General features: G+C 56.9%; 28 protein-coding genes and 1 tRNA gene. 15 read left to right on the top strand and 14 right to left on the bottom strand.

Going from position 1 to position 24,052, the window contains the following annotated elements:
* Positions 1 to 7: 7 nt before the first annotated feature.
* The gene (locus GOX73_RS18725) at positions 8 to 1,381 is read right to left on the bottom strand and encodes an amidohydrolase family protein (protein WP_170621495.1); all 1,374 of its coding nucleotides are present in this window, start codon (positions 1,379 to 1,381) and stop codon (positions 8 to 10) included.
* A gap of 115 nt (positions 1,382 to 1,496) precedes the next feature.
* On the opposite strand from GOX73_RS18725, the gene GOX73_RS18720 reads away from it, so the two are divergent.
* Positions 1,497 to 2,525, top strand: a complete 1,029-nt coding sequence (locus GOX73_RS18720) for an AraC family transcriptional regulator (protein ID WP_170554985.1) — start codon at positions 1,497 to 1,499, stop codon at positions 2,523 to 2,525.
* An 818-nt stretch (positions 2,526 to 3,343) separates the two neighbouring features.
* Here the strand turns inward: GOX73_RS18720 and GOX73_RS18715 are convergent.
* Positions 3,344 to 3,778 (bottom strand): c-type cytochrome, encoded by a 435-nt coding sequence (locus tag GOX73_RS18715; protein WP_171126922.1) that lies wholly within the window; start codon positions 3,776 to 3,778, stop codon positions 3,344 to 3,346.
* A 138-nt stretch (positions 3,779 to 3,916) separates the two neighbouring features.
* On the opposite strand from GOX73_RS18715, the gene GOX73_RS18710 reads away from it, so the two are divergent.
* A complete protein-coding gene (locus tag GOX73_RS18710; protein WP_171126921.1) occupies positions 3,917 to 4,774 on the top strand; it encodes a sulfatase-like hydrolase/transferase in 858 nt (285 codons plus the stop codon).
* A 358-nt stretch (positions 4,775 to 5,132) separates the two neighbouring features.
* Here the strand turns inward: GOX73_RS18710 and GOX73_RS18705 are convergent, their stop codons facing one another.
* The 5 genes from GOX73_RS18705 to GOX73_RS18690 form a co-directional block, all read right to left on the bottom strand.
* The gene (locus GOX73_RS18705) at positions 5,133 to 5,528 is read right to left on the bottom strand and encodes a thermonuclease family protein (RefSeq protein WP_170659848.1); all 396 of its coding nucleotides are present in this window, start codon (positions 5,526 to 5,528) and stop codon (positions 5,133 to 5,135) included.
* A gap of 23 nt (positions 5,529 to 5,551) precedes the next feature.
* Positions 5,552 to 6,226: a hypothetical protein gene (locus GOX73_RS18700; protein WP_171126920.1), complete on the bottom strand. Its 675-nt coding sequence runs from the start codon at positions 6,224 to 6,226 to the stop codon at positions 5,552 to 5,554.
* A gap of 111 nt (positions 6,227 to 6,337) precedes the next feature.
* On the bottom strand, positions 6,338 to 6,505 hold the full coding sequence (locus GOX73_RS21085; protein WP_371808667.1) for a DUF6538 domain-containing protein: 168 nt from the start codon (positions 6,503 to 6,505) through the stop codon (positions 6,338 to 6,340).
* Positions 6,506 to 6,605: 100 nt separating this feature from the next.
* Positions 6,606 to 6,681 (bottom strand) — tRNA-Ala (locus GOX73_RS18695).
* 143 nt (positions 6,682 to 6,824) lie between these two features.
* Positions 6,825 to 7,151, bottom strand: a complete 327-nt coding sequence (locus GOX73_RS18690) for a TIGR02300 family protein (RefSeq protein WP_170350278.1) — start codon at positions 7,149 to 7,151, stop codon at positions 6,825 to 6,827.
* Positions 7,152 to 7,251: 100 nt separating this feature from the next.
* On the opposite strand from GOX73_RS18690, the gene GOX73_RS18685 reads away from it, so the two are divergent.
* From GOX73_RS18685 to GOX73_RS18675, 3 genes are all read left to right on the top strand, one after another.
* Positions 7,252 to 7,947 carry a M48 family metallopeptidase gene (locus GOX73_RS18685; RefSeq protein ID WP_171126919.1) on the top strand — a complete coding sequence of 232 codons (696 nt, stop codon included), beginning with the start codon at positions 7,252 to 7,254 and terminating at the stop codon, positions 7,945 to 7,947.
* A 30-nt stretch (positions 7,948 to 7,977) separates the two neighbouring features.
* Positions 7,978 to 8,625: a GntR family transcriptional regulator gene (locus GOX73_RS18680; RefSeq protein ID WP_171125422.1), complete on the top strand. Its 648-nt coding sequence runs from the start codon at positions 7,978 to 7,980 to the stop codon at positions 8,623 to 8,625.
* A 111-nt stretch (positions 8,626 to 8,736) separates the two neighbouring features.
* Positions 8,737 to 9,864 carry a lytic murein transglycosylase gene (locus GOX73_RS18675; protein WP_171126918.1) on the top strand — a complete coding sequence of 376 codons (1,128 nt, stop codon included), beginning with the start codon at positions 8,737 to 8,739 and terminating at the stop codon, positions 9,862 to 9,864.
* Positions 9,865 to 9,869: 5 nt separating this feature from the next.
* Here GOX73_RS18675 and GOX73_RS18670 read toward each other — a convergent pair whose 3' ends face one another.
* Together GOX73_RS18670 and GOX73_RS18665 are read right to left on the bottom strand one after the other, a co-directional pair.
* Positions 9,870 to 10,832 carry an acetyl-CoA carboxylase carboxyltransferase subunit alpha gene (locus tag GOX73_RS18670; RefSeq protein ID WP_171125418.1) on the bottom strand — a complete coding sequence of 321 codons (963 nt, stop codon included), beginning with the start codon at positions 10,830 to 10,832 and terminating at the stop codon, positions 9,870 to 9,872.
* Between the two features lie 112 nt (positions 10,833 to 10,944).
* Positions 10,945 to 11,541: a LysE family translocator gene (locus tag GOX73_RS18665; protein ID WP_171126940.1), complete on the bottom strand. Its 597-nt coding sequence runs from the start codon at positions 11,539 to 11,541 to the stop codon at positions 10,945 to 10,947.
* A gap of 73 nt (positions 11,542 to 11,614) precedes the next feature.
* On the opposite strand from GOX73_RS18665, the gene GOX73_RS18660 reads away from it, so the two are divergent.
* Both GOX73_RS18660 and GOX73_RS18655 read left to right on the top strand, forming a co-directional pair.
* The gene (locus GOX73_RS18660) at positions 11,615 to 12,067 is read left to right on the top strand and encodes an Lrp/AsnC family transcriptional regulator (protein ID WP_171126917.1); all 453 of its coding nucleotides are present in this window, start codon (positions 11,615 to 11,617) and stop codon (positions 12,065 to 12,067) included.
* A gap of 116 nt (positions 12,068 to 12,183) precedes the next feature.
* Positions 12,184 to 12,762 (top strand): PA14 domain-containing protein, encoded by a 579-nt coding sequence (locus GOX73_RS18655; RefSeq protein ID WP_171125412.1) that lies wholly within the window; start codon positions 12,184 to 12,186, stop codon positions 12,760 to 12,762.
* A gap of 33 nt (positions 12,763 to 12,795) precedes the next feature.
* Here the strand turns inward: GOX73_RS18655 and GOX73_RS18650 are convergent, their stop codons facing one another.
* Complete coding sequence (locus GOX73_RS18650; RefSeq protein WP_171126916.1) at positions 12,796 to 13,758, bottom strand: L-malyl-CoA/beta-methylmalyl-CoA lyase; 963 nt, start codon at positions 13,756 to 13,758, stop codon at positions 12,796 to 12,798.
* 295 nt (positions 13,759 to 14,053) lie between these two features.
* Here GOX73_RS18650 and dgcN point away from each other — a divergent pair, with 295 nt between their 5' ends.
* From dgcN to GOX73_RS18635, 3 genes are all read left to right on the top strand, one after another.
* Positions 14,054 to 15,055: an N-acetyltransferase DgcN gene (gene dgcN / locus GOX73_RS18645; protein ID WP_171126915.1), complete on the top strand. Its 1,002-nt coding sequence runs from the start codon at positions 14,054 to 14,056 to the stop codon at positions 15,053 to 15,055.
* Positions 15,056 to 15,120: 65 nt separating this feature from the next.
* The gene (gene dgcA / locus GOX73_RS18640) at positions 15,121 to 16,086 is read left to right on the top strand and encodes an N-acetyl-D-Glu racemase DgcA (protein WP_171126914.1); all 966 of its coding nucleotides are present in this window, start codon (positions 15,121 to 15,123) and stop codon (positions 16,084 to 16,086) included.
* Between the two features lie 10 nt (positions 16,087 to 16,096).
* Complete coding sequence (locus GOX73_RS18635) at positions 16,097 to 16,957, top strand: D-amino-acid transaminase (RefSeq protein WP_171126913.1); 861 nt, start codon at positions 16,097 to 16,099, stop codon at positions 16,955 to 16,957.
* A 44-nt stretch (positions 16,958 to 17,001) separates the two neighbouring features.
* On the opposite strand, the gene GOX73_RS18630 is transcribed toward GOX73_RS18635, so the two are convergent.
* From GOX73_RS18630 to GOX73_RS18620, 3 genes are all read right to left on the bottom strand, one after another.
* The gene (locus tag GOX73_RS18630; RefSeq protein WP_171126912.1) at positions 17,002 to 17,316 is read right to left on the bottom strand and encodes a DUF1244 domain-containing protein; all 315 of its coding nucleotides are present in this window, start codon (positions 17,314 to 17,316) and stop codon (positions 17,002 to 17,004) included.
* Positions 17,317 to 17,390: 74 nt separating this feature from the next.
* Positions 17,391 to 17,630 (bottom strand): DUF6868 family protein, encoded by a 240-nt coding sequence (locus GOX73_RS18625; protein ID WP_171126911.1) that lies wholly within the window; start codon positions 17,628 to 17,630, stop codon positions 17,391 to 17,393.
* A 59-nt stretch (positions 17,631 to 17,689) separates the two neighbouring features.
* Complete coding sequence (locus tag GOX73_RS18620; RefSeq protein WP_171126910.1) at positions 17,690 to 18,427, bottom strand: N-formylglutamate amidohydrolase; 738 nt, start codon at positions 18,425 to 18,427, stop codon at positions 17,690 to 17,692.
* A gap of 133 nt (positions 18,428 to 18,560) precedes the next feature.
* Here GOX73_RS18620 and pyk point away from each other — a divergent pair, with 133 nt between their 5' ends.
* From pyk to rplT, 5 genes are all read left to right on the top strand, one after another.
* On the top strand, positions 18,561 to 20,006 hold the full coding sequence (gene pyk / locus GOX73_RS18615) for a pyruvate kinase (RefSeq protein ID WP_171126909.1): 1,446 nt from the start codon (positions 18,561 to 18,563) through the stop codon (positions 20,004 to 20,006).
* Between the two features lie 234 nt (positions 20,007 to 20,240).
* Entirely contained in the window at positions 20,241 to 20,678 is a 438-nt protein-coding gene (locus GOX73_RS18610; protein WP_171125394.1) for a universal stress protein, read from the top strand.
* Between the two features lie 13 nt (positions 20,679 to 20,691).
* A complete protein-coding gene (locus GOX73_RS18605; protein ID WP_171125392.1) occupies positions 20,692 to 22,242 on the top strand; it encodes a sodium:alanine symporter family protein in 1,551 nt (516 codons plus the stop codon).
* A 182-nt stretch (positions 22,243 to 22,424) separates the two neighbouring features.
* Positions 22,425 to 22,625, top strand: a complete 201-nt coding sequence (gene rpmI / locus GOX73_RS18600; protein WP_010443552.1) for a 50S ribosomal protein L35 — start codon at positions 22,425 to 22,427, stop codon at positions 22,623 to 22,625.
* A gap of 14 nt (positions 22,626 to 22,639) precedes the next feature.
* Positions 22,640 to 23,005: a 50S ribosomal protein L20 gene (gene rplT / locus GOX73_RS18595; RefSeq protein WP_008756009.1), complete on the top strand. Its 366-nt coding sequence runs from the start codon at positions 22,640 to 22,642 to the stop codon at positions 23,003 to 23,005.
* Positions 23,006 to 23,121: 116 nt separating this feature from the next.
* On the opposite strand, the gene GOX73_RS18590 is transcribed toward rplT, so the two are convergent.
* Positions 23,122 to 23,895: a hypothetical protein gene (locus tag GOX73_RS18590; protein WP_171135056.1), complete on the bottom strand. Its 774-nt coding sequence runs from the start codon at positions 23,893 to 23,895 to the stop codon at positions 23,122 to 23,124.
* Between the last annotated feature and the right edge of the window lie 157 nt (positions 23,896 to 24,052).

Below are 24,052 nucleotides of genomic sequence, written 5' to 3'. Positions count from 1 at the left end.
GCGACACTCAATCGAGTGTATTCTTGTAAATCACGCCGTTTTTCATGATGATTTTCAGATTGGCGTCCGGCTCGGCCAGCAGCAGGATGTCCTCCAGCGGGTTGCCATCGACCAGCAGAAGATCGGCATAGGCACCTTCCTCGACCACGCCGAGGGGGCCGTCTTGATACGGGTTGTTCAAGCCGGTCAGTTGGTTCATGCGGGCGCCGTTCGACGTTGCGATGCGCAGAATGTCATATGCGCTGAAACCCGCTTCGTGCAGATATCCGATTTCGTCGTTCATCTTCTTGTCCTGCTCAAGCGTCTGATCCCAGTTGTTCACAAGGTCTGTGCCCAGTGTGTAGAGATCAATCATGCCCGGCGTCGTCTGGATCACTTCGATCATATTGGCCGCAGCATCCCGCACACTTTTCCATTTCACGAAGGACGCTGGCGTGTAAAAGGCTTCCGCTTGTTCGGTGGTCACCGAGTAGACCGGGGCCACCGCCGTCGCGAACATGATCTGCTTTTCGACCATGATCTCGGCAGCCTCCTTGGTTAGGAACGGGATGTGTTCAATCGTCTTGGCGCCATTGTCGATGCAGTTGCGGATCGCCTGTTCGGTGAACACATGGCAGGTGACATAGGTGCCCCACTGCGCGGCCGTTTTGACCGCCATCTGAATCTCGTCAGCCTGATACTGAAGTGAGTGCAGCGGATCGAACTCTGACGTAACCCCGCCGCTGACCATGATCTTGATCTGGGTTGCCCCGCGACGCAGGTTTTCACGCACAGCCATTCGGATTTGCTCAGGTCCGTCGGCGATAAAGCTCATGTCCGTTTCGACCCAATGCGACGGCCCCTGACCCGACAACGTGGGATGCCGGTCGTTTAGTTTGCGGAAATCAGCATGGCCGGATGTCTGGGTGATAAACGCTTCCGAGGAATAGATACGTGGGCCCGGAAACATTCCGGTGTCAATTATGCGGGCGATGGATTTGGCCGGTCCTCCAAGGTCGCGCACGGTTGTGAACCCGTTCATGAGAATGCGCTGGGACCGGATCGTGGCGACGCCGCCAAGATGAAAGGGAGTGATGTTCTGGCGTAACCCGTCGCTGAGCGGATTGAATACTGTAAGATGCACGTGCTGGTCATGCATACCCGGCATCAACGTGCGCCCACCGCCGTCGATGATCTGGGCATTCGCTACAGCCAGAGGCTCGGTCGAAACTTCGGCAATCAGGTTGTCAACCACCAGAACATTGGCATTTTCGATCCGCTCTTCGTTCACGCCGTCAAAGACATGCACGTTGGTGAAGAGGATCGGAAAGCTTTCCTCTTGAGCAAATGAATATGTTGCGACCGCTGAAAGAAAAGTGGCGACCGTTAACCTTTTGAACATTTTGGAGTTCCTTCGTGGCAATGCACTGCTCTGCACGATTGTATCTTTGCGTGTGGCGCTCAGACTGTCATTAGCAATATGGTTGAAATGCATAAAAAAATACTCGAAAATGCGAATGAAAAAATTAAACTGTGAGTGTTCAGGTCGACAAATGAAACTCCCAACTGTTGAATGCTCGATGGCGCAACCTTTTGTGTCCCTTGCCCTCAGCCATGGCCTTGAAGTTGACAAATTTCTTGAGCCATCCGGCCTCAGTCTGAAGGACGTGCAGCGCGGCGAAGCGTTCATGGCAGGGCAGCATTGGTACGATCTGATCGACAATTTCGCGAAGGCATTGAGTAACCCGCATTTGGGGTTTGACGTCGGTGCGAATGCGGCTCTCAAGACATTGCCCAACCTGTCGATCCTTGAAACTCAAAGCGCGTCGCTCGGTGACCTTTTGATATCGCTAGTTGTGGACGTGGGCAGGATTTCGTCCATGGCGACCTACAATCTCGAGACCGACGGTCATATCGCCAGGTTAGATGCAAAACGCACATTCAAGCCATCTTCTCCACCTGGCCAAGTCGACGGCTATTATCTGGGATTTATGGTTCGACTAGTTCGATCCGTCTGCGGTCCCGACTGGGATTCCAAAAAGCTACATTTCTGGGTTTGCAAACCTGCTTGCATACCTGATTGGCAGAAAAAGGAGATTTCGGTACGCCAGACCAATCGCTTGGGCGCTCGCATCGAGTTTCCAGCGAGCTGGTTGCTGCTTCGGTCCGGGGGTGGGCAAAGCCAGAATCTCCCGGAGAACGTCACAGGCGCCGACGACTTTCTTCAGCAAACCCGCGATTTGCTTGAACTGCATCTCGACAAGCAACCTGCCACCCTGAACTGGTTTGCCGAGTTGTATTCGCAAAGCCCCGACCGTTTGAAACGCACCTTCCGAGCCAATGGTACAAGCTTCAAAGCAGAACTGGAAAAATGTCGGGCGAAGCGAGCGAAGACTTTGCTTGTAAACAGCCAACTTTCGATAAAAGAAATTGGTGAAAGTGTTGGGCTTCTGGACCAACCCAGTTTTCACAGGAGTTTCAAGCGATGGACCGGGATGACTCCGAATGAATTCAAAAAACGCAATCAGATATGCAACTCCGACTGATCGTTAAGCTAAAGATTACCGCTCCAAGATTCAGAAGCGACGACGCAAGTCCCAACTTACTGCAGGCGTTGGCTCGCTTCGGATATCCGGCGTTTTTCCGTGGGACTTCAACGCCGCGAAAAGCGTAAAGACTAGGCCATACCGACTCAACAGGCTTCTCACGGGCGTTTCGGATATGGGCTGATAAGGCCCCCGCAGCTTTCAAACGATCCAACAAATACGCTTACCCCGCGAACGAAGCCCACTTCTGGAAAGCGGTCATTGACCAAATGGTGGCTTTGTCCACAGAGCAGACGTTCAAGCAAGTTGCAGCGAATGACCGCTCAGACTTCCAAAGCGGTCGTTCGCGCTTGGTGCAACAAATGACCAAAAGGCTTATGTACTCTCGGCGAAACGCACTAGTAGCTGCACGGATGGCCTTGTCTCGTCTGACACAGCAGTCAAAAAGACCGGACATCTCGCGCTTGCTATGCGTAGGGTATAAACAAAATCGCGCGGAGTCCGGGTGAGGCCCGGGGGGTGGGGCTCGACAAGCCGACTCAATGAAGGGCGCAGAGGGTCCGAAAATAAAGGAGGGGTATCGACGAACTTTCGGGGGCAGTTCGGGTGCCGGAGAATATGCTTCCAGATTTATCCAGCAAAATCAATGGATTTTGGTGGAGCCTAGGGGAAACGCCGCCGAACGCCTAATGCACTGATAGTAAACACTATTGTAGTGTGTTGGTTTGCAGTGTGTCTCACCATAGTGTCACACATAGAAGTGCACAACCTGCTGCGTTGAACTGTGTATGCCCAAACACACACCAGACTACTGTCTCCTATTGGTGCGGAAGGTTGCGGCTGGTCTGCATTTGCTGAACATCCTCGGGCCAAGTGGAGCGTATGTAGGCCAGCACGTCCCATATGTCTTCGTCAGTCAGGGTGCTTTCAAAGCCGGGCATGCCACTGTTGAAGTCTTTAATGCCACGTGCTGCCAATGCGTCTGCTCCACCTAGTTTGGTATACTCAAACAGTAGCTGGTTATCATGGTGCCATGTGTGCCCTGTCACGTCATGTGGTGGTGCAGGCAACACTCCGTCATCGTCTGGTGTTTGCCAGTTGGGTTGGCCTTCCAGATTAGCTCCATGGCATGAGGCACAGTGTTCTGCGTAGAGTTCCTGCCCACTCGCTAGGTCTCTGTCAATCAACTCATGATCCGCAGTGACGATAGTGCCGATGCTGCATATAGCGAGTGCACACAGATGTTTGGTCATCTCTACCTACCTTAACTCGGAAGTGTTAGTACGCTGGTGAGTGTCGCCGTTGTCGCCAAAACCACTAATACGACTATTGCCTCCGCCTCGATAGATCGGGCGAGGTGCGAGGAATGGACGCAAGAGCATTACGAGCGCATGAACGCGACATACCAGAGGCAGGTGCTGGAACAATTGGAACGCCTCGCAGGCGAAGAGGAGCCGTTCTTCCTTCAGTACTGGCCGCTCTATCCACTCAATTTCACCTCTAGCGATCAACAAAGGTCCCGCAATGGCGGCTTTATGGCCGACAAGATGGAGCAGTTGGATGATTGGTTCGGCGATCTCATGGCCAAGGTCGACGAGCTTGGCGTAGCCGAGAACACGCTTGTGGTGTTCATGGCCGACAACGGCATCTTCAAGCAGTACTCACCAAATTCCGGCATGATCGAGTTGATCTATCGGGGAGGCAAGGCAGAGCATCTCGAAGGCGGGGTACGCGTGGACGCGTTCGTGAGATGGCCGCAAGCAATCGAAGGTGGAAGCTACGCGGGAGACATTATCCACGTCTCCGACCTCTACACCACGTTGGCCCGCGTCGCTGGTGGTACGGAGTTCATTCCACGTGACCGGGTGATCGATGGTGTGGACCAAACCGCATTGTTGCTGGAAGGCGAAGGGAACTCGCGCCGGGACTATGTTTATATCTACGAAGGCCCGGTCTTGCGCTCAATCGTAAAGCAGGAGTTCAAGATGCACATGCCCGCACCGGGTGTGCCGGGCGCTGCAGCGCCGGTCTTTAACATCCTGCGCGATCCTCGAGAGACAACCCCCGACATCGGTGGATCGCTTTGGTCCGGGGCGTCATTTCAGGACATGGCAAAGCGCCATGCCAAGATGATAGCGAAGTACCCGCACCGCCCGATTGGCAAGGATGAACCCTACGGCGGCATCGAAAACCTCCGCCCTGAGAGCGAGCTAGCCCGTAAGACGTTTGCGAGTTGGCAGGACGAGTAACCACGGCCAACGGCGGGTGAGCACTATTCGGCTAGTACGTTAACACCCTGTGTTTCAGCCGAGGTTTGCCAACGTGGTGAACCTCGGCTCAGAGCACGAAAGGGCCTGTCGGGGTAACAAGGGTGAACGACAGGGCAACCTGCTTGGGTGACCTTTTAGTGGTCACTACAATTGTCGGGTTTGCGTCAATTCCGTCGGTTGCTGGGAGCGGAGGCGGCAGCAGGCGGCACCCGTAGCGAACGGCGACTAAGTCGGCATAGCAGACGGTTATGGTGGCTCAAGTGAACGGGCAGTTTGGGCTCTAAGCGGACTTTCAGCGGTTTCGCCTGAATGGCCGCTTTCCAGCCACCGATTGCACCTACCGGCAGTACCCGGCGCGTCTCAACCGAGATTTGGCCGCGGATGTCTCCAAATGCCTATAGCGCCCACCCGAGTACCTTGCGCAATCCAGAGCATGCCCCGCAGCAATCACTGCAGCACCAATGTCTTGTCCGTCCGCGTAACAAACACCAACCCAGCGATCATATGTGCGCTCGCCATTGAGACTGCACTCGATGTTCTTGCCGCGTAGGAAGTTCACCATCCATCGTTTGGCATCCTGACCAGAACGAGTGCCAAGCTCCGGCGCATCCACGCCGTTCAAACGGACCGGAGTGCCATCGACAACGATCGTGTCCGCGTCGCGTACTTGGAGGCCACCAGCGGCAGCAGTAGTGGCGAAAAATGCCAAGGCAATGGTTAGCTTCTTGAACAAGGCGAAGTCCTCTGTGTCTCGTGTTAATCGATAATTTGGGTTGCTATGCGGGTATCTACTAGTTCTTCCTCGATAAGCGCATAGATTTCCTCGGGTGGGGTGTTGAGTGAGAACGGCATCAGTGACGGGTCCACACCCAAGTCAATCAGGTGCTGCATCGTCTCTCCTTGCCCCTTCTGGATGCTTTCCACGGCGAAGACGGCCGGAATTAGGCGAGGCTGTTCGTAGTAGTGCTGATGCATACCCACAATGCCGCGAAGAGAGACGATGCGTTCCTCACCGCCTGCAAGGACGTAAGGACATGACGATGCGCACATCGAGCCAGCTAGAACTGCGGTAGAAAGCTCAGCGCCTCTCACCTGCTTACCAATGGACAGTGCCTCGGAAACTACTCCGCCCGGGCTGTGGAGAGCCACAAGGTCGGGCTTCTCCTGCATGTCGGACAGGTACGAAGCGAAACGGGCCGAGTCGTCCAACTCTATCTGGCCGCTAAGAAGAAGTATTCTCCCCAGTCCTTCGACTTCCTGAACTGAGAAGTCCAATCGGTTCGGAAAAGCCTCTGGCACGGGTACGTCCAGAGGTCCATCCTGCGGCAAAAGCGACGGATCGCTACGATCAGTGCGATACTCTCGACGTTGATCGCCGGGGGATATCGGACCAGTCGGGAGTTGAACACGCTCCTTGAACGGGCTTGGCATTACACCAAGAATGTCCGACGCTATCAGAACGCCTGCAATAGCGAGCTGTAGGATGAGAACGTAGCGTAGCCCTGAACGAGGATCGAGACGGCTTAACAGGCTCATCACGTTTCATCTTTTTGTGGAGTGGCGGACCCTAACGAGAGCCTCAGCCCTGATTTTGGTGCGTAGAGAGAATGTTTCTTCGACTTTACCGTACGAGTCAGCAAGGTCCTTCGGGACGGCTGCACGGTGATAATAGGTTGATCCACGGCGATACAGACGGGGGTGTCCAGGCATCTTCTCAAGAGTCCTCACTGTAACACCTCAATGTAACAGACCCTTCGGAAAACCATTGAAAACCATGAAGTTATTGAGTTCAAAGCATATCATGGAGATTTGGTGGAGCCTAGGGGAGTCGAACCCCTGACCTCTTGCATGCCATGCAAGCGCTCTCCCAACTGAGCTAAGGCCCCATACAAGTACTGCCGAAGCAGTGGACGGACGTCTATGAGACAGTGGCGGTTAGCGCAAGTCCAAAAACAGGCTGAGTGACCAAAAACTTTCAGCCCGCCGTCCGGGACGGTTCGAGGCGGCGCGGGGCCGCCTCTGACCGGAATTAGTTTTCGTCCTCGGACGACATGTCAGTGATGTCGTCCAGCGAGACGTTATCATTGTCGTCGTCATCATCGTCCAGCAGATCGTCGTCCAGTTCAACGTCGACGTTGTCGTCATCATCCAGAACAATATCTTCATCCGACGCGTTCTCACGCGCTTTGGCCGATGCTGCGTCTTCCGCATCTGCGGCGATCATCCGGCTTTTGCCGGTTTCAAGCTCCACGATCTCGCCGGTATAGGGGCTAACGATCGGGTCCTTGTTCAGGTCATAAAACCGCTTACCGGTTGTCGGGCAAACGCGCTTTACACCCCATTCTTCCTTGGGCATGTCAATTCCCCTTGATATCAGGTGAGTTGTATCAACGATTCAGGTCACGTGCCACATGCGGCGGGTACTGTCAAAGCCTTTGAGCAGGAGAAACAGGCATATGGGAGATCACGCACTGCCCGGGACGCCTCCGGTGCCGCTGACATTGCGCAAGTCAGCACGGGCGCGACGGATCAGCCTGCGAATTTCCCAATTGGACGGGCGCGTTACACTGACTTACCCGCAAGGCGTGCCTGAGGCCGAGGCGCTGAACTTTGCACGTATGAAAGAAGACTGGATCCGGCAACATCTTGAGGACAGACCGGAGCTGTCGGTTGTCCAGTTTGGTCAAAGTATCCCGGTCGAGGGCGTCGCACGGCGAATCGTTCCCGCCAACGGACGTCGTGTGCAGATGGGCACTGATGAAATCGCAGTCCCAAAGGGCGCCGAGGCGCGACGTTTGGGCAGATTTCTCAAGGAACTGGCGCGGGATCGTCTTACCGGGGCGTGCGATGATTATGCGGCCATGTTGGGACGTCCGTATTCCAGCCTGACGATCCGGGATACGCGGTCCCGCTGGGGGTCGTGCAGTTCGACAGGTGGTTTGATGTTTTCTTGGCGGTTGATATTGGCCCCGTCCGATATCCTGCATTACGTCGCGGCGCATGAGGTTGCGCATTTGGCAGAAATGAACCACTCGCCCGCGTTTTGGGCGCAGGTTGAGCGCATTTTCGGGGACTACAAAGACCAAAGACGGTGGCTGCGCGACAACGGGGCGCAGCTTCATCAGTATAGATTCGATACTGCCATGAGTTGACCGCAGGTCAGTTTGTGATCACATGGGGGCATGTTAAGCGCTCGTCCTTCAGAAACCCAAACAGCAACACATGACCGGGTTTACCGTGCCCTGCGCGCCCGTATCATGCACGGTGAGATTTCGCCGGGTCAGGCCCTGACTTTGCGCGGGATCGGCAAAGAGTTTGGTGTTTCGATGACCCCGGCGCGCGAAGCGGTGCGGCGTCTGGCAGCTGAAGGCGCGCTGTTTCTGTCGTCATCCGGCCGTGTCTCGACGCCCGAGTTGACGAATGACCGGATCGAAGAGCTGGCGGCCCTGCGCGCCCTGCTTGAGGTGGAGCTGGCAAGCCGCGCTTTGCCTCGGGCGCATATGGCTTTGATCGACCGGCTTCAAAGCATCAACATGAACGTGGCTGAAATGGTCACCAAACGGGATGCTGTCGGCTATATCCGGACCAATCTTGAGTTTCACCGGACCCTTTACCTGAGGGCGCAGGCACCCGCGATGCTGGCCATAGCCGAAACCGTCTGGCTGCAATTGGGACCGACGATGCGCGCTTTGTATGGTCGTTTGCGCCGGACTGAGCCGCCGCATTACCACAAGCTGATCATTGCCGCGCTCAAGGCCGGGGATGAACCCGGTTTGCGCCTCGCGGTGCGCTCGGATGTCACGCAGGGTCTGAGGATGCTGGTCAGCTAGGCGACTTGTCGCCGAGCGCCCTGCGTCTGCTCTGACCTGGTTCGTCGTTCTGGTTTAGGGCGCGGCTCTGTTGTACTCTGGACCAAACCACAACAAGAGCAGATTTCAGTCATGATCAATCGTCGAGTATTTTCTGTCGGCCTCGGGTCCGCCCTTTTGACTGCATGTTCCGCAGGGACGCAGTCCAATGCACCTGCATCGCGAATGCGTGCCGTTCCGAACTCGGGCTGGGATGCCTGGGTGGCCGGTTTCAAAGGCCGCGCGGCCGCGCAGGGCATTTCGCAATCCACAATCGATCGGGCCTTTCAGGGGGCGGGTTATTTGCCTGACGTGATCGAACGCGATCGCAATCAGGTTGAGTTCAAGCGCTCGCTCGAAGACTATCTGGCTATCGCCGCCTCGGATGAGCGGATTGAGACGGGTCAACAGATGATGGTCCGCCACGCCGCGACGTTGTCCAAGATTGAAGCGCAATACGGTGTCGACAAAGAGGTTATCGTTGCGGTCTGGGGGCTTGAAAGCCGCTATGGTGCCCGCCGTGGTGATGTGCCCGTGATCTCGGCGACCTCGACACTGGCTTATGACGGGCGGCGGGGTGCATTCTTTGAAAAGCAATTGATTGCGGCCCTGCAGATCATTCAGGAGGGCGACACGACGCCCGACAAGATGACTGGAAGCTGGGCAGGCGCAATGGGCCACACCCAGTTCATTCCGACCTCGTACCTTGCCTATGCGGTGGATTTCACCGGCGATGGACGGCGTGATATCTGGTCTGATGATCCAACAGATTCACTTGCTTCTACAGCGGCATATCTGGCCCGCGCGGGATGGGTGCGCGGGCAGCCTTGGGGTGGCGAGGTTGGAACAGTCTCGGGCACGCCGATCGCGGTTCTGCAGCCGCAAAAGCCGGGGCCGCGAATTGCTGTTTTCCGCAATTTTCAGGTGATCAAGCGGTATAATAATTCGGACAGCTATGCGATTGGCGTCGGGCACTTGTCCGACCGGATCGCTGGCGGTGCACCGTTCCAGGCATCGTTCGGGCCGGATGCCGCGGGTTTGACGCTGGAAGATCGCAAGGAACTGCAACGCCGATTGACTGCCGCCGGGTATGATACGCAGGGCGCAGACGGTGTGATCGGGAATAACACGAAATCCGCCATCAGCGCCTATCAGGGCGCCAAGGGCCTGCCAGTGACGGGCGAACCCTCGGTGGCGCTGTTGCGGCAGTTGGGGGGCTAGGCGCGTTACGCGGCCAGCCCTTTGGAACCGATATCGAGGAATTTTTGACGGCGGTCGCGGATCAGAGCGGCCGCGTCTTTGCCGTCCAGCTCGTTCAGCATTGCGGCAATCGCTGCGCGAACCGAGTCAACCGCAGAGGCGCGATCACGATGAGCGCCACCTTTAGGTTCGGTAATGATACGGTCGCAGACGCCCAATTTGTAAAGGTCTTGCGCGGTCAGGCGCAGGGCCTCTGCCGCTTCGCGCATCTTTTCCGAATCTTTCCACAGAATCGACGCGCAGCCTTCGGGCGAGATGACCGAGTAAACCGAATGCTCCAGCATCGCCACGCGGTTTGCCGTGGCAAACGCCACCGCCCCGCCCGAGCCGCCTTCGCCTATGATGACCGAAACCAAAGGTACGCCGATTTTCAGGCACATCTCGGTTGACCGGGCGATCGCTTCGGACTGGCCGCGCTCTTCCGCGCCTTTGCCGGGGTAGGCCCCAGCCGTGTCGATAAGGGTGATGACCGGCAGCCCAAACCGCCCTGCCATTTCCATCAGTCGGACGGCTTTGCGGTATCCTTCGGGCCGGGCCATGCCGAAATTCCGTTCGATCCGCGACTTGGTGTCCGAGCCTTTTTCGTGCCCGATCACCATGACGGGCTGGTCGTTGAAACGTGCAAGCCCACCGATAACGGCCAGATCGTCGGCAAAGTTTCTGTCCCCGGCCAGCGGAGTGAATTCGGTGAACAGTTCCTTGACGTAGTCCTGACAATGTGGGCGTTCAGGGTGCCGTGCCACCTGACATTTTCGCCACGGGGTCAGATCTGCGTAAAGCTCGTCCAGCAGCTTGGCGGCCTTGGCGTCCAGTGCGGCGGCTTCTTCGGCCACGTCCATCTCTTCGTTGGCGCGGGCCAGCGCGCGCAATTCCTCGGCCTTGCCTTCAATCTCGGCCAGGGGTTTTTCGAAATCGAGATACTGGGTCATGACGCCTCTCAACGCGGAATTTCCCTGCTATATGACCTGACGTCGCGCCGGATGCAACTCGGGCAATGCGATCGGCCTTTGTTGCCGTCAGATTTCTTCGCCAAGAAGCCGGTTACTCTGGCCATAGAACGGGGTATAGCGAAGCCACCAACAATATCGCCATGGTCCAGTTGAACACCGACAAGCGTTTCGGGTTCGTTAACACGCGCGCCATCTGCTGCCCCAGAACCGTCCACGTACTGACCGAGGGCAGGTTCACCGCGCCAAAGACCAACGCAACGACAACGATGGCGTTCAGAGTCTGCCCGGGCGTGTAGGCGGTTGTGGCGGTCAGGGCCATGACCCATGCCTTAGGGTTGACCCATTGAAAAGCTGCGGCCTGTAAAAAGGTCATTGGCGTGCCCGAGGTCACCCCCGCCTTGGCCGGCGCTGCATGAGCGACTTTCCAGGCAAGAAACAGCAGATAAAGGACCGAGGCGGTTTTCAGGATCGTATAGCTGATTGGGAACCGATCAAAGACCTGCACCAATCCGGCCCCGACAAGCAGAACCATCACCGTAAAGCCCAATCCGATCCCCAACATGTGCGGGACTGTCCGGCGAAAGCCAAAGTTCGCACCCGATGCCATCAGCATCAGGTTGTTTGGTCCCGGTGTAATGGACGAAACAAAGGCAAACGTGATCAGGGCCAGAAGAATCTCATAAGTCATGAAGGGGATAATTGCTGCGTATTGGGCAAATGAAATTGCGTTTTTGTGCGTGATTGTCATAGTTTTGCAATCAATGACCAAGATAGATCAAATAAATCAGCAAATATTGCACGAACTTTCGCGTGATGGACGGATCAGCAATCTGGATCTGGCCGAACGTGTCGGGCTTTCCCCGTCTGCCTGCCTGCGCCGCGTGCAAGAGTTGGAGCGTTCAGGGGTGATCGTCGGATATCGCGCGGTGTTGAACCCGGCGGCGGTTGGTGTGGGGTTTGTGGCCTATATCGGCGTGGGGCTGGGTGAACATACCAAAGCCGCGCAGGAAGGGTTCGAGCGCGCCCTGCAGCGTGCCCCCGAAGTGGTTGAGTGTCACAACATCACTGGCACCATAGAATACCTGCTGCGCGTCGAATGCGCAGACCTTCCGGCATATAAGACCTTTCATACGGATGTGCTGGGAACGCTGCCCCATGTCACGTCGATTACGTCTTATGTCGTCATGGATTCGCCCAAAGATATGCGTGCTTAGCCTTGCGATTGTGATGTTTAACCGTCTTGCGGGGTTAATTTTCACACCCTAGTGTCAGTTAATGACCTAATTTGACGGGGAACATACCCCGCGGGATGACTCTCAGGGAGGAGAAAATGAAACTCTTCAGAACAGGGGCGCTCGTCGCAGTATTCGCGATGATTGCCGGTGCGGCCATGACAGCGCCGCTCAAGCTGCAACCTGCCAGCCCCCAGCCCAGTCCAAAAGCGGGGCTTAACGTGAAGTATGCATGGGAGGGTAATCCTCCACGCAAGATCCAGAACCTGTCCAAGGTCGATTTTTTGCTGAAAAAGGCCAAGCCGGGTCAGCCGCTGCGCGGGTTGGACTACCGCGATACGTCAGAAGGCGACCCGGTGTTGACGTTCAACGAAGCGTTCAACGTCGCGGCTGAGATCACCGGTTATATCAAGTTCAACGCGCCCGGTGTCTACGAGCTTGAGACATGGTCCAATGACGGGATCGACGCTTGGGTCGGCGGGCAGCAGATCGGGTACTTCAATGGTCGTCAGGGTTGCGATGCAAACCAGAGGACCGAGGTCGAAGTCCCGCAGGCTGGATGGTACCCCCTGAAGATCAAGTATTTTCAGAAATACGGAACGTCTTGCCTGATGATGAAATGGGGCAAGAAAGGCGAGCGGTTCACCTGGACCCCCAACGACGTCTTTGGCCGTTAAGAAAAAGGCGCCCTTCGGGGCGCCTTTTCAGTTTCAACCGTTTGCGGCGATCAATTCAGCCTGCGCCACGATGACCTCGGCCTGTTTGATCGACGCGATGTCTACCAGACGCCCCTTGTAAACCGTTGCGCCTTCGCCGTTGGCCTTTGCCTGTTCCATCGCAGCAAGGATTTCGCGGGCCTCGGACACGGCCTCTTCCGACGGGGTGAAGACCTGATTGGCCAGCGCGATCTGCTTGGGATGGATCGCCCATTTGCCGACCATGCCCAAAGTGGCCGAGCGTTTGGCCTGCGCGATATAGCCTTCGTCATCCGAGAAATCGCCGAACGGCCCATCCACGGGCAACACGCCATGGGTGCGGCAAGCGGCGACGATGGCGGCCTGCGCCCAGTGCCACGGATCAGACCAGTGCTTTTCGCCCTCGCGCAGCATGTAATAGTTTTCCTGCGTGCCACCGATGCTGGTGGTCTTCATCCCCATCGAGGCGGCAAAGTCCGCAGCACCAAGGCTCATGGCCTGCATTCGGGGCGAAGAGGCCGCAATTTCCTCGACATGGGCGATGCCTGCGGCGGATTCGATGATGACCTCAAAGCTGACGGGCTTGGTGCGGCCCTTGGCGCGCTCGATCGCTGTGACCAGCGCGTCTACAGCGTAGACATCTGCTGCGCATCCGACTTTAGGGATCATGATCTGGTCCAGACGATCGCCTGCCTGTTCCAGCAGATCAACCACGTCACGGTACCAGTAAGGTGTGTCCAGCCCGTTGATGCGGACGGACATATACTTGCCGCCCCAGTCGATGGTGTTCAGCGCTTCGATTACATTGGCGCGGGCTGCATCCTTGTCACTAGGTGCGACCGAGTCCTCGAGGTCCAGATTGATCACATCGGCTGCAGACGCGGCCATTTTCGGGAACAGTTTGGTGTTTGATCCCGGCCCGAACAATTGGCAGCGGTTGGGGCGCGCGGGGGCGGCGGGTTGGATGCGAAAGCTCATCTGGACCTCGTGCGAGAAAGGAAATTGCGATTTTCTTGCCTCTTGAGGTATTAAATTGCGCGGTGCTGCGCAAGCGTCTTTGTGCAGATGCGGCAATGCAATCGCAGCATTCACCGTAATACGCTGCGTCGCTGGAGGTTAAAGTTTAATCGCTTTGAAAACTTGGGATGATTTTGCGCGTCAGGTAAAAATTACGCAAAATTATCCCTCGCGACCCGGCGTCCTTGCGGGAAAACGCGAAACACTCGTTCGGGTGCTTCAATAATCTGCGCCGGAATCAAAGGAGTGCACCGCAATGATCGAGACACCGTATCTGTTGTTTTTGGGCGATGCGCCCGACCAGTTGGCGGCAAAGGTTGCCATCGGAATCCGCGACTGGCGACCGGAAAACGCCGTGGGTCAATACCGCATGGACGGCTGTAAGGCCGATCTTGGCATGACGGATATGACGCTTGCCGAAGCCAAGGCCGCCGGGGCAAAGACGTTGGTGATCGGCGTTGCCAATCGCGGCGGTGTGATCAGCGCAGCGTGGAAGAAGGTGCTGATCGAAGCGCTGGAGATGGGCTATGATCTGGCGTCCGGCCTGCACAACCTGCTGCGTGATGAGGGCGATCTGGTCGCGGCTGCTCAGACTCATGGTTGCACGTTGCATGATGTGCGGGTGCCGACCGTTGGGTATCCGATTGCAAACGGTCGTAAGCGCGCAGGCAAGCGCTGTCTGGCCGTTGGCACCGATTGTTCAGCAGGCAAGATGTATACCGCGATGTCGATGGATGCCGAGATGCGCAAGAGGGGTATGAAATCCACCTTCCGCGCCACCGGTCAGACGGGCATTCTGATCACCGGGCAGGGCGTTCCACTGGACGCGGTCGTCGCCGATTTCATGGCGGGTGCGGTTGAATATCTGACGCCCGAGAGTGACGCCGATCACTGGGATCACATCGAAGGGCAGGGCTCGCTTTACCATGTGTCATATTCTGGTGTGACCATGGCGCTGATCCATGGCGGCCAGCCGGATGCGCTGATCCTGTGCCACGAACCCACCCGGACCCATATGCGCGGCTTGCCGGAATATTCTTTGCCAACGCTGCCTGAACTGCGCGACGCCGCCCTTCCGATGGCCCGGATCGCGAATCCGGCCTGTCAGGTTGTCGGGGTGTCGATCAACACGCAGAACCTAAGCGAAGAGGACGCTTTGGCCTATATCGACGAGGTTGAGGCCGAGATGGGCCTGCCCGCCACTGATCCCTATCGGTTTGGTGCGGGTAAATTGGTGGATGCGCTAGCCGCGCTGTGATCTAAGCGCTGGGCCGGTGGCGTTTGTTGCCGGCCTTTTCGACACTAAACTGAAAGGGTAGGCGCGTGCAGATAGAGGTCTCTCGTGATGTGTTTCGGCTGGCGCAGGTGTTCACCATTTCGCGCGGGTCGCGGACCGAGGCGAAGGTTCTGACGGTCCGGTTGTCGGATGGCGTGCATCAGGGCTGGGGCGAATGTGTTCCTTACGCGCGTTATGACGAAACGCTGGAGTCCGTCGAGGCCGAGATAGCGCGCCTGCCAGCTGAATTTACACGCCAGTCGCTGATGGACCTGTTGCCCGCCGGGGCTGCACGAAATGCGGTGGATTGCGCTCTGTGGGATCTGGAATGCAAACGCGCAGGGAGACGTGCCTGGGACCTTGCTGGTCTGCCGGTTCCGGGGCCAGAGATTACCGCCTATACCCTTTCGCTGGACACGCCCGAGGCGATGCAGGCGCAAGCGGCGCAAAACGCGCATCGCCCGTTGCTGAAGATAAAGCTGGGCACGCCGGACGACATGCCCCGTCTTGAGGCCGTTCGCGCAGGCGCGCCTGGCGCGCAGATCATTGTCGACGCGAATGAGGGCTGGTCTGCCACCGTCTATGCCGATCTGGCCCCGCATCTGGTGCGTCTGGGTGTTGCGTTGGTCGAGCAGCCCTTGCCCGCAGGCGAGGATGACGCGTTGATCGGGATGGAGCGTCCGGTGCCGGTCTGTGCTGACGAATCCTGCCATGACCGGACCAGCCTGCCCAAACTGAAGGGCAAATATGATGTGGTCAACATAAAGCTCGACAAAACCGGCGGCCTGACCGAGGCGCTGGCCCTGCGTGATCAGGCGCTGGCCCAAGGCTATAAGGTCATGGTTGGTTGTATGGTCGGCAGCTCGCTTGCGATGGCCCCTGCGACCTTATTGGCGCAGGGTGCGATGGTAACGGACCTTGACGGCCCGCTTCTTCTGGCCGAAGACCGAACCAACCCGCTGATTTTTGATGACGCCGGAGTGCATCCGCCTTCAAGCGCGCTCTGGGGCTGAGGAGAACAACATGACCCGCACCGTTTACGTGAACGGAGAATACCTGCCCGAGACCGAGGCCAAAGTCTCGATCTTTGACCGTGGTTTCCTGATGGCCGACGCTGTTTACGAGGTGACCAGCGTGCTGGATGGCAAGCTGATCGACTTTGAAGGCCATGCGGTGCGTCTGAAACGGTCGCTGGACGAATTGCAGATGGCCGAGCCATGCAGCAAAGATGAATTGCTGGAAATTCACCGCAAGCTGGTCGAGCTGAACGGGATCGTTGAGGGTTTGGTCTATTTACAGGTCACACGCGGCAGCGATGGCGACCGGGATTTTGTGTTCCCTGCGGCCGACACCAAACCAACGCTGGTTCTGTTCACGCAGAACAAGCCGGGACTGGCTGACAGCCCTGCGGCGCAGAAGGGGGCCAAGATCATCTCGATCGATGATATCCGTTGGGGCCGTCGCGACATCAAGACAACGCAATTGCTGTATCCGTCCTTGGGCAAGATGATGGCCAAGGCCGCTGGATGCGATGATGCGTGGATGGTCGAAGATGGGTATGTTACCGAAGGCACCAGCAACAATGCTTACTTCGTGAAAAACGGTAAGATCGTCACCCGCCCTTTGTCCAACGACATCCTGCACGGCATCACCCGCAAGGCCGTGCTGCGTATGGCGGCTGAGGCGCAGATGGAGGTCGAGGAACGTCTGTTCACCATTGACGAGGCGAAAGAGGCAGATGAGGCCTTTACCACTTCGGCCAGTGCTTTCGTGATGCCAGTGGTTGAGATCGACGGGATTGCTCTGGGCGATGGCACGCCGGGGCCGATTGCAAAGCGTCTGCGCGAGATCTACTTGGACGAAAGCCGCAAAGCGGCGATCTGATTTAAAAGGCTCGCTGGAATGGCGGGCCTTTTAGCTATATGTCCTCAGCCTTTTTTGCCGACGTTTTCTTCAAAGGCGACCTCGAAGGCGGCCTGTTTTTGAGGGCTGGCCTCGGTCTGATAATTGGCTTTCCATTCATCCATGGTCATACCGTAGAAAATCTGGCGGGCCTCGTCCTTGCCCATCTCAATGCCTTTTTCATTGGCGGCTTCTTGATACCAGCGCGACAGGCAGTTGCGGCAGAACCCGGCCAGATTCATCATGTCGATGTTCTGGACGTCGGTACGGTCTTCCATCAGGTGCTTTTGCAAGCGGCGGAAAGCGGCGGCCTGAAGTTCGATTTCGGTTTGCTTGTCCATGGTCTGGCTCCGGGTAAACACTCTTGTTTTCTATGACCTAGCGGTCCGGTGGCGATGTTTCAACAAACAGGACGTCACGCCAGTTTCAACGCCAGCCACGGGACGATGCAAAAGATCAATGTCAGAATCTTGTAGTTGGCGAGATACCTGAAATAGGCCCGTTTCACGTCCGGGCGTTCCATCTGGAACATCCTGCCGTGGATACCGGCAATCCAGTCCTGCAAAAGCAGGACCATTGCTGTGGTAAACAGCAATACCGCGATATTGAGCACGGCCATCCAACCAAAGACGGAGGTGAGGAATTCCTGAGTCATAGTCGCCCCCTTTCCCACGATATATATGGGTTGGCGGCGAACCTCACAATGTCGTGCGCTTAAAGGTCGCTGTCCTCCAAAGCATCCTTCAGAACAACCGCCAACCGTTCAGCCCATGCGCGCTGCCCTGTGTGATCGGCGATCAGGTCGTTGCGTAATTCGATCAACGCATTAGGGCGGCCAAATCCCGTGCAGTGCTTGTCGATCGCGTCGCCGGGCAGCACGCCGGTATAGGGCTCGTTGATGCCGACGCACAGATCGTCTTCGGCCTGCAGCCGGTTGATCAACGGGCGCGCAAAACGTTCGTCCGGGGTGTGGAGAACACCCACGTGCCAAGGGCGCGGATCACGGCCGCGAAGCTGCCGGGTGAATGAATGCATCGACACAATCACCGCGTGGGGCAGGGCGGCTAATTCAGCAAGCGCATTGTGATATGGGCGATAGCACATGTTCAAGCGGCGTTCGCGCTCGGCGTTGTCGGCGTGGCGGTTGCTGGGAATGATCGAGCCATCATAGAGCTTCATCAGCAAGGTCGGGTCATCCTCACCCCGGTTGGGGTCGATCACAAGGCGCGAGAAATTGGCGGCAATGACGGGTGCGTTCAGGATCTCGCCCAGATGCTTGGACACCTCATAGGCGCCAACGTCATAGGCGATGTGACGTTCCATATCCTCGCGCGGCAGGCCGAGGTCCCCGCCGTTGATATCGGGCGGAACGGTGTTGGTTGCGTGGTCGCATGTGATCAGCCAGCGCGACGGGCGATCAGCGCCGTGGATAAAAAACGGAGAATACGTCATAAGCCTGTCATCTAGTTTGTCGCAGGTGTAGGGCAGTTGCTTTGAAAAGGGAATTGCGCAATAAGCAGCCTGCGGCAATGTTTGCGATAACATTTTCGCGAAGCCAAAAGACGACGTGAGGAGAGCAAGACCAATGCGACGCCTGAGAAGTGTAAAGATCGTGGCGACGCTGGGACCGGCGTCCAACGATTATGATACCATTCGTGCCCTGCACGAGGCCGGGGCGGATGTGTTCCGCCTGAACATGAGCCATGGCAGTCATGATGAAATTCGCGAACGTCATCAGATCATTCGGCAGGTAGAGAAGGATCTGGACAGCCCGATTGCGATCCTTGCCGACCTTCAGGGCCCGAAACTGCGCGTGGGCGTCTTTGCCAACGATGCGGAAGAACTGGTTGAGGGAGCAGCTTTCCGGCTGGACCTTGATCCAAAGCCTGGGGATATCAGCCGCGTATGCTTGCCTCATGCCGAGATTTTTGCCGCGCTGGAGCCAGGTGCGCGTCTTTTGGTGAACGACGGTAAAATCCGTCTGGTCGTGCAGGATTGTGGGCAGGACTTCGCCAACTGCTCTGTCGAAGTGGGCGGGACGATTTCAAACCGCAAGGGTGTGAACGTACCCGACGTCGTGCTGCCGCTTGCGGCATTGTCCGCCAAAGATCGCGACGATTTGGAATTTGTCTGCCAGTTGGGTGTCGACTGGCTGGCGCTGAGCTTTGTGCAGCGCGCGAAGGACGTGTTTGAGGCTCGCGCATTGGCTGATGGCCGCGCGTCTATCCTGTCCAAGATCGAAAAACCGGCGGCGGTCGAAGCATTTGACGATATCCTTGATGCGTCTGACGGTATCATGGTCGCGCGGGGTGATCTGGGCGTCGAGCTGCCGGTGTCAGCCGTGCCGCCGATTCAAAAACGTCTGGTTCGGAAATGCCGTGGTGCGGCCAAGCCGGTAATTGTGGCGACGCAAATGCTGGAGAGCATGATCGAAAGCCCAATGCCAACGCGCGCCGAGGTGTCGGACGTGGCCACCGCAATTTACGAGGGCACCGACGCTATCATGCTCAGCGCTGAATCCGCTGCGGGCTCTTACCCGATCGAGGCGGTTCAGACGATGAATAAAGTCGCCATCGAGGTTGAGGCAGACCCAACTTATTCTCAGATCATCGCGTCTTCTCGCTCGGCCAAGGGTACGTCTGTGGCCGACGGCATTGTTGCCGCCGCGCGAGAGATCGCAGAAAAAACTGAAATCAAGGCGATCTGCTGCTTTACGCAAAGTGGAACGACCGCCTTGCTGACCGCACGCGAGCGTCCGGCCGTTCCGATCCTTGCGTTGACACCAGCTACGGGTACGGCCCGCCGCCTGTGCCTGACATGGGGGTGTCATTGCGTGATGACGCCCGAGCTTGAGCGGTTCAAGGGCGCGGTGGTGAACGCAGCCCGAGCCGCCCGTTCCGGGGGGTTTGCAGCCGAAGCGGACCAGATCGTTGTCACGGCGGGTGTGCCCTTCAACGTGCCGGGTACGACCAACATCTTGCGTATCGCGCCCTGCGACGAGCGGTTGATCTACAACACTGATCCGGGTTGAACCAAGCGGGAGCGATCCCCAGTCAATGCCCATAGCCTAAAAAATGGGCAAAAAAAGTATATATAAAGCAACAGTATATCTAAATGGAGGGTGAATCTTTCAGTTTCCCCTCTATTTTTTGGCGTTTTTCTTGGATACTGATCCGCAAGGGCGGTCTACTCAATAAGTTCCAGGTTCCGGCTGCCCGGCCGGGGGCACGGGCCCCGGTATAATCAACAAAATCGGAGGAACGTCATGACAACCAAAATTGTCATTGGACTGGACGGGACAGAAACCGGAGAGCGTGCGATCGCTTTTGCCAAGGATTTGGCTGAACGGATCGGAACGTGTGAGTTGCTGGTGGTTTACGTTATCGAATGGTCCCCTTTCACTTTCCAAACACCTGAAGAAAACGCGTTGCGGCACAAGCGGCGCGAAGAAGAGGTCGACTTGGCGACGACGCGGATCGTAAGTCCGGCCGTGGATGCACTGACCGCTGCCGGATTCTCGGCGCATGGCATCGTGCGTCACGGCGATGTGGCAGAAACGCTGAATGCAATCACAGTTGAAAATGGCGGGACGCAGATCATCGTTGGCCGCGCGTCTGCTGACGGGTTCAAGAAACGGCTGTTTGGCAGTTCAACGCAGAACCTTGTGATGCATGCCGATGTTCCGGTCACTGTAGTGAATTGAGGGGGTGACGATTATGAACATGTTGAAACACTTGGGTCTGGCCATAGCTGCCATGTTCCTTGCTAGCCCCGCTCTGGCGCAAGATGCACCGGGGCTGGACGACAAAATCAACCAGGCTTTCGCCGATTTCACCGGGCCGTTTGTCAGCTTTATCTTCGCGCCCTTCCCGGGCACCGGGTTCCCTTGGATCGTGGGATGGCTGGTCGTCGCGGCAACGGTTTTCACGCTGTATTTTGCCTTTGTTCAGCTTCGGTTCTTCGGTCATTCGATCAGTCTAGTCAAAGGCGACTATTCCGACCCCAACGACGCGGGTGAGGTCAGCCACTTTCAGGCGCTGGCAACGGCTCTGTCCGGGACGGTTGGTCTTGGTAACATCGCTGGTGTGGCGGTGGCTGTCGGGATCGGCGGGCCGGGAGCCACATTCTGGATGATCGTTGCGGGCCTTTTGGGTATGGCGTCGAAATTCACCGAATGTACGCTGGGCGTCAAATACCGCAATGAATACGAGGACGGCACGGTTTCGGGTGGTCCGATGTACTACATGTCCAAGGGCTTTGCCGAATTGGGTCTCCCCGGTGGTAAAATCCTTGCGGTTCTGTTCTCGATCTTCTGTATCCTTGGTGCGCTGGGCGGTGGCAATATGTTCCAGGCGAACCAGGCGCATCAGCAGATCGCGGGCATCGTCGGCGACTATCCGGGGTGGATCACTGGTCTGGTCTTTGCGGGTATCGTGTTTGCTGTGATCGTCGGTGGCCTGAAGTCCATCGCGCGTGTGACTGAAAAGGTCGTACCGTTCATGGGCGTCATGTATGTATTGGCCGCGCTGGTCATCATCATCATGCACGCAGATCAGATCGGATGGGCCTTTGGTCAGATCTTCGCGGGTGCCTTTACCGGTCTTGGCGTTGCTGGCGGTATGGTCGGCGCGCTGATCCAGGGCTTCCGCCGTGCGGCGTTCTCGAACGAAGCGGGCGTTGGTTCTGCGGCGATTGCGCACTCGGCGGTGCGGACGAAAGAGCCGATCACCGAGGGCTTTGTGTCCCTGCTGGAGCCGTTCATCGACACCGTTGTGATCTGTACGATGACCGCGCTGGTGATCATCATCACCCAGCAGCTGATCATTGATCCGGCAACCGGCAACTACATGCTGAACGAAGCGGGCAACGCCATTGCGACGGTCGATGGAAACTCGGGCGTCAGCCTGACCTCGGCAGCCTTTGCCAGCGCCTTTGGGTGGTTCCCCTATGTGTTGGCCATCGCTGTGGTTCTGTTCGCCTTCTCGACCATGATCAGTTGGTCCTACTACGGCCTCAAGGCCTGGACCTACCTGTTCGGCGAAGGTCACACCAAAGAGCTGATCTTCAAGATCATCTTCTGCGTCTTCGTGGTTATCGGTGCGGCGGCCAACCTTGGCCCGGTTATCGACTTCTCGGATGCAGCGATCTTTGCAATGGCGGTTGTGAACGTCTTTGCGCTCTACTTCCTGATGAAAGTGGTGCGCGAGGAACTGGCTAGCTACGCAGCCCGGTTGAAGAGCGGCGAAATCCGCAAATTCGGCCATTAAGTCTTTCTACCGGGGCGGCGCGTGTCGCCCCGGTACCTGACCGCCCTGCGAAAAGCGCAGATTCTGGTCAAAACCCCCTTGCCAGTATGATCGAACTTGCGTAAACGGCGCTTCTGATCGCGTGACCGGCCGGATGGCATGCCGAGTCGCGTTTTGTACCGAACCCGAAAAAGGAGACGGAAATGCCTAAGATGAAGACCAAGTCGAGCGCCAAGAAGCGCTTTAAGGTGACTGCGACCGGTAAGGTCCTTGCTGGCCAGGCCGGCAAACGGCACGGCATGATTAAGCGGACCAAAAAGTTTATCCGCGACGCCCGTGGCAACACCACCCTGTCCGCCCCCGACGCCAAGATCGTCAAGGGCTACATGCCCTACGACCGCTAAGAGGAGATTAAGAGATGTCCCGCGTTAAAGGTGGAACCGTAACTCACGCCCGTCACAAGAAGGTCATCAAGGCCGCCAAAGGTTACTATGGCCGCCGCAAAAGCACCTTCAAAGTTGCACGTCAGGCCGTCGACAAGGCCAACCAGTATGCAACCCGCGACCGTAAGAACCGCAAGCGCAACTTCCGCGCGCTGTGGATCCAGCGTATCAACGCCGCTGTCCGTTCGCATGACGAGGCACTGACATATTCCCGCTTCATCAACGGTCTGAACCTGGCCGGTATCGAAGTGGACCGCAAAGTTCTGGCTGATCTGGCCGTACACGAACCGGAAGCGTTCGGTGCGATCGTCGCCAAAGCTCAGGCCGCTCTGGCTGCCTGATCCTCTGAAAAGAGACAGTGAAAGAAAGGCCGTCCCATTTGGGGCGGCTTTTTTGTTGGGGGCATTAGCGTGTCGGGCGGGTTTGAGAGAAATAAGGTTGCAGTGCTCGTCGAGTATCAGGTCTCGGTCATGTAGCGGTCAAAGACGGCCAGTGTTGGAGCATGCCCTTCAGCGAAGGACCGCCCGGTTTCACCCGCCAGGCAAACATCTGAAACCTTGCCTGAGCGGGAATGAATGTCAGCGCCGGCCAAGATAAGTGCTTCGACGACCACCGAGTTCCATTCCGAGGCGGCTGTGATCAGAGGCGTCCATTGCAGATTTTTTGACCGCTGCTCGATATCTGCGCCCAAGGCCATGCATCGTTTGATCACTTCAGTCAGTTCATTCGGTTCGATTGCGTCACAATTGCCGAAACCAAGTCCGTGCAGAACATTGTAGTCCGACCCCAACCCGAGCTTCAGATCAGCGCCCCGATCCAGAAGAAGGCGAACGACCTCCAGCGACACGCCAAACATGCAAGACATCGCCATATAAAGCGCTGTTGCTTCTAATTCTCCGTGGGTCGCGTTGATTTCCCAATGGTCCAATGCGTCCGCGACGGCCCCGAGATCGCCGTCGCTGATTGCATCAAAAATCAGTGGCTCCGGTACATGCTCTTTTACTGCTTTTTCAGCGAATTGGTTTGCGAGGTCTTGGCTGAACGATTTCTCGTTTAGCAAGTCAAACTGAGCGGCCAACTGCCCTAACTCTGGAATGGTGTCACCATATTTGGCAATCGCCGCGTCAAGTTCCGCCCGTAAAGCCTTTGCGTCCTCGGTGTTGCCTGATCCGTCGGTGATTTGGCTAATGAGAAAGTCGGAAATTCGCTGCTGAATAGAAAGGATATCCATGGTGCGGCAGTCTAGCGCGGAGTATGGCGAATTTAAGGGGAAAAAAGAAAGCGCTTATATTTGCGCTCTTATTCGATTGTGCATTTTCGGTAGAATTGTTCCCGATGCTACGAAATATAGTCAAAACACAAGAAAACCGGCGCAATGAAGCGCCGGT

The organism is Ruegeria sp. HKCCD7221 (genome assembly GCF_013031225.1).
GTDB lineage: Bacteria > Pseudomonadota > Alphaproteobacteria > Rhodobacterales > Rhodobacteraceae > Ruegeria.
This window is presented reverse-complemented; position numbering and strand designations above follow the sequence as displayed.

Bases quoted from the DNA above. Each gene is read 5' to 3' on its own strand.
- GOX73_RS18725 (WP_170621495.1), bottom strand. From the start codon at position 1,381: ATGTTCAAAAGGTTAACGGTCGCCACTTTTCTTTCAGCGGTCGCAACA.
- GOX73_RS18720 (WP_170554985.1), top strand. From the start codon at position 1,497: ATGAAAAAATTAAACTGTGAGTGTTCAGGTCGACAAATGAAACTCCCA.
- GOX73_RS18715 (WP_171126922.1), bottom strand. From the start codon at position 3,778: ATGACCAAACATCTGTGTGCACTCGCTATATGCAGCATCGGCACTATC.
- GOX73_RS18710 (WP_171126921.1), top strand. From the start codon at position 3,917: ATGAACGCGACATACCAGAGGCAGGTGCTGGAACAATTGGAACGCCTC.
- GOX73_RS18700 (WP_171126920.1), bottom strand. From the start codon at position 6,226: ATGCCAAGCCCGTTCAAGGAGCGTGTTCAACTCCCGACTGGTCCGATA.
- GOX73_RS21085 (WP_371808667.1), bottom strand. From the start codon at position 6,505: ATGCCTGGACACCCCCGTCTGTATCGCCGTGGATCAACCTATTATCAC.
- GOX73_RS18690 (WP_170350278.1), bottom strand. From the start codon at position 7,151: ATGCCCAAGGAAGAATGGGGTGTAAAGCGCGTTTGCCCGACAACCGGT.
- GOX73_RS18685 (WP_171126919.1), top strand. From the start codon at position 7,252: ATGGGAGATCACGCACTGCCCGGGACGCCTCCGGTGCCGCTGACATTG.
- GOX73_RS18680 (WP_171125422.1), top strand. From the start codon at position 7,978: ATGTTAAGCGCTCGTCCTTCAGAAACCCAAACAGCAACACATGACCGG.
- GOX73_RS18675 (WP_171126918.1), top strand. From the start codon at position 8,737: ATGATCAATCGTCGAGTATTTTCTGTCGGCCTCGGGTCCGCCCTTTTG.
- GOX73_RS18670 (WP_171125418.1), bottom strand. From the start codon at position 10,832: ATGACCCAGTATCTCGATTTCGAAAAACCCCTGGCCGAGATTGAAGGC.
- GOX73_RS18665 (WP_171126940.1), bottom strand. From the start codon at position 11,541: ATGACTTATGAGATTCTTCTGGCCCTGATCACGTTTGCCTTTGTTTCG.
- GOX73_RS18660 (WP_171126917.1), top strand. From the start codon at position 11,615: ATGACCAAGATAGATCAAATAAATCAGCAAATATTGCACGAACTTTCG.
- GOX73_RS18655 (WP_171125412.1), top strand. From the start codon at position 12,184: ATGAAACTCTTCAGAACAGGGGCGCTCGTCGCAGTATTCGCGATGATT.
- GOX73_RS18650 (WP_171126916.1), bottom strand. From the start codon at position 13,758: ATGAGCTTTCGCATCCAACCCGCCGCCCCCGCGCGCCCCAACCGCTGC.
- dgcN (WP_171126915.1), top strand. From the start codon at position 14,054: ATGATCGAGACACCGTATCTGTTGTTTTTGGGCGATGCGCCCGACCAG.
- GOX73_RS18635 (WP_171126913.1), top strand. From the start codon at position 16,097: ATGACCCGCACCGTTTACGTGAACGGAGAATACCTGCCCGAGACCGAG.
- GOX73_RS18630 (WP_171126912.1), bottom strand. From the start codon at position 17,316: ATGGACAAGCAAACCGAAATCGAACTTCAGGCCGCCGCTTTCCGCCGC.
- GOX73_RS18625 (WP_171126911.1), bottom strand. From the start codon at position 17,630: ATGACTCAGGAATTCCTCACCTCCGTCTTTGGTTGGATGGCCGTGCTC.
- GOX73_RS18620 (WP_171126910.1), bottom strand. From the start codon at position 18,427: ATGACGTATTCTCCGTTTTTTATCCACGGCGCTGATCGCCCGTCGCGC.
- pyk (WP_171126909.1), top strand. From the start codon at position 18,561: ATGCGACGCCTGAGAAGTGTAAAGATCGTGGCGACGCTGGGACCGGCG.
- GOX73_RS18610 (WP_171125394.1), top strand. From the start codon at position 20,241: ATGACAACCAAAATTGTCATTGGACTGGACGGGACAGAAACCGGAGAG.
- GOX73_RS18605 (WP_171125392.1), top strand. From the start codon at position 20,692: ATGAACATGTTGAAACACTTGGGTCTGGCCATAGCTGCCATGTTCCTT.
- rpmI (WP_010443552.1), top strand. From the start codon at position 22,425: ATGCCTAAGATGAAGACCAAGTCGAGCGCCAAGAAGCGCTTTAAGGTG.
- rplT (WP_008756009.1), top strand. From the start codon at position 22,640: ATGTCCCGCGTTAAAGGTGGAACCGTAACTCACGCCCGTCACAAGAAG.
- GOX73_RS18590 (WP_171135056.1), bottom strand. From the start codon at position 23,895: ATGGATATCCTTTCTATTCAGCAGCGAATTTCCGACTTTCTCATTAGC.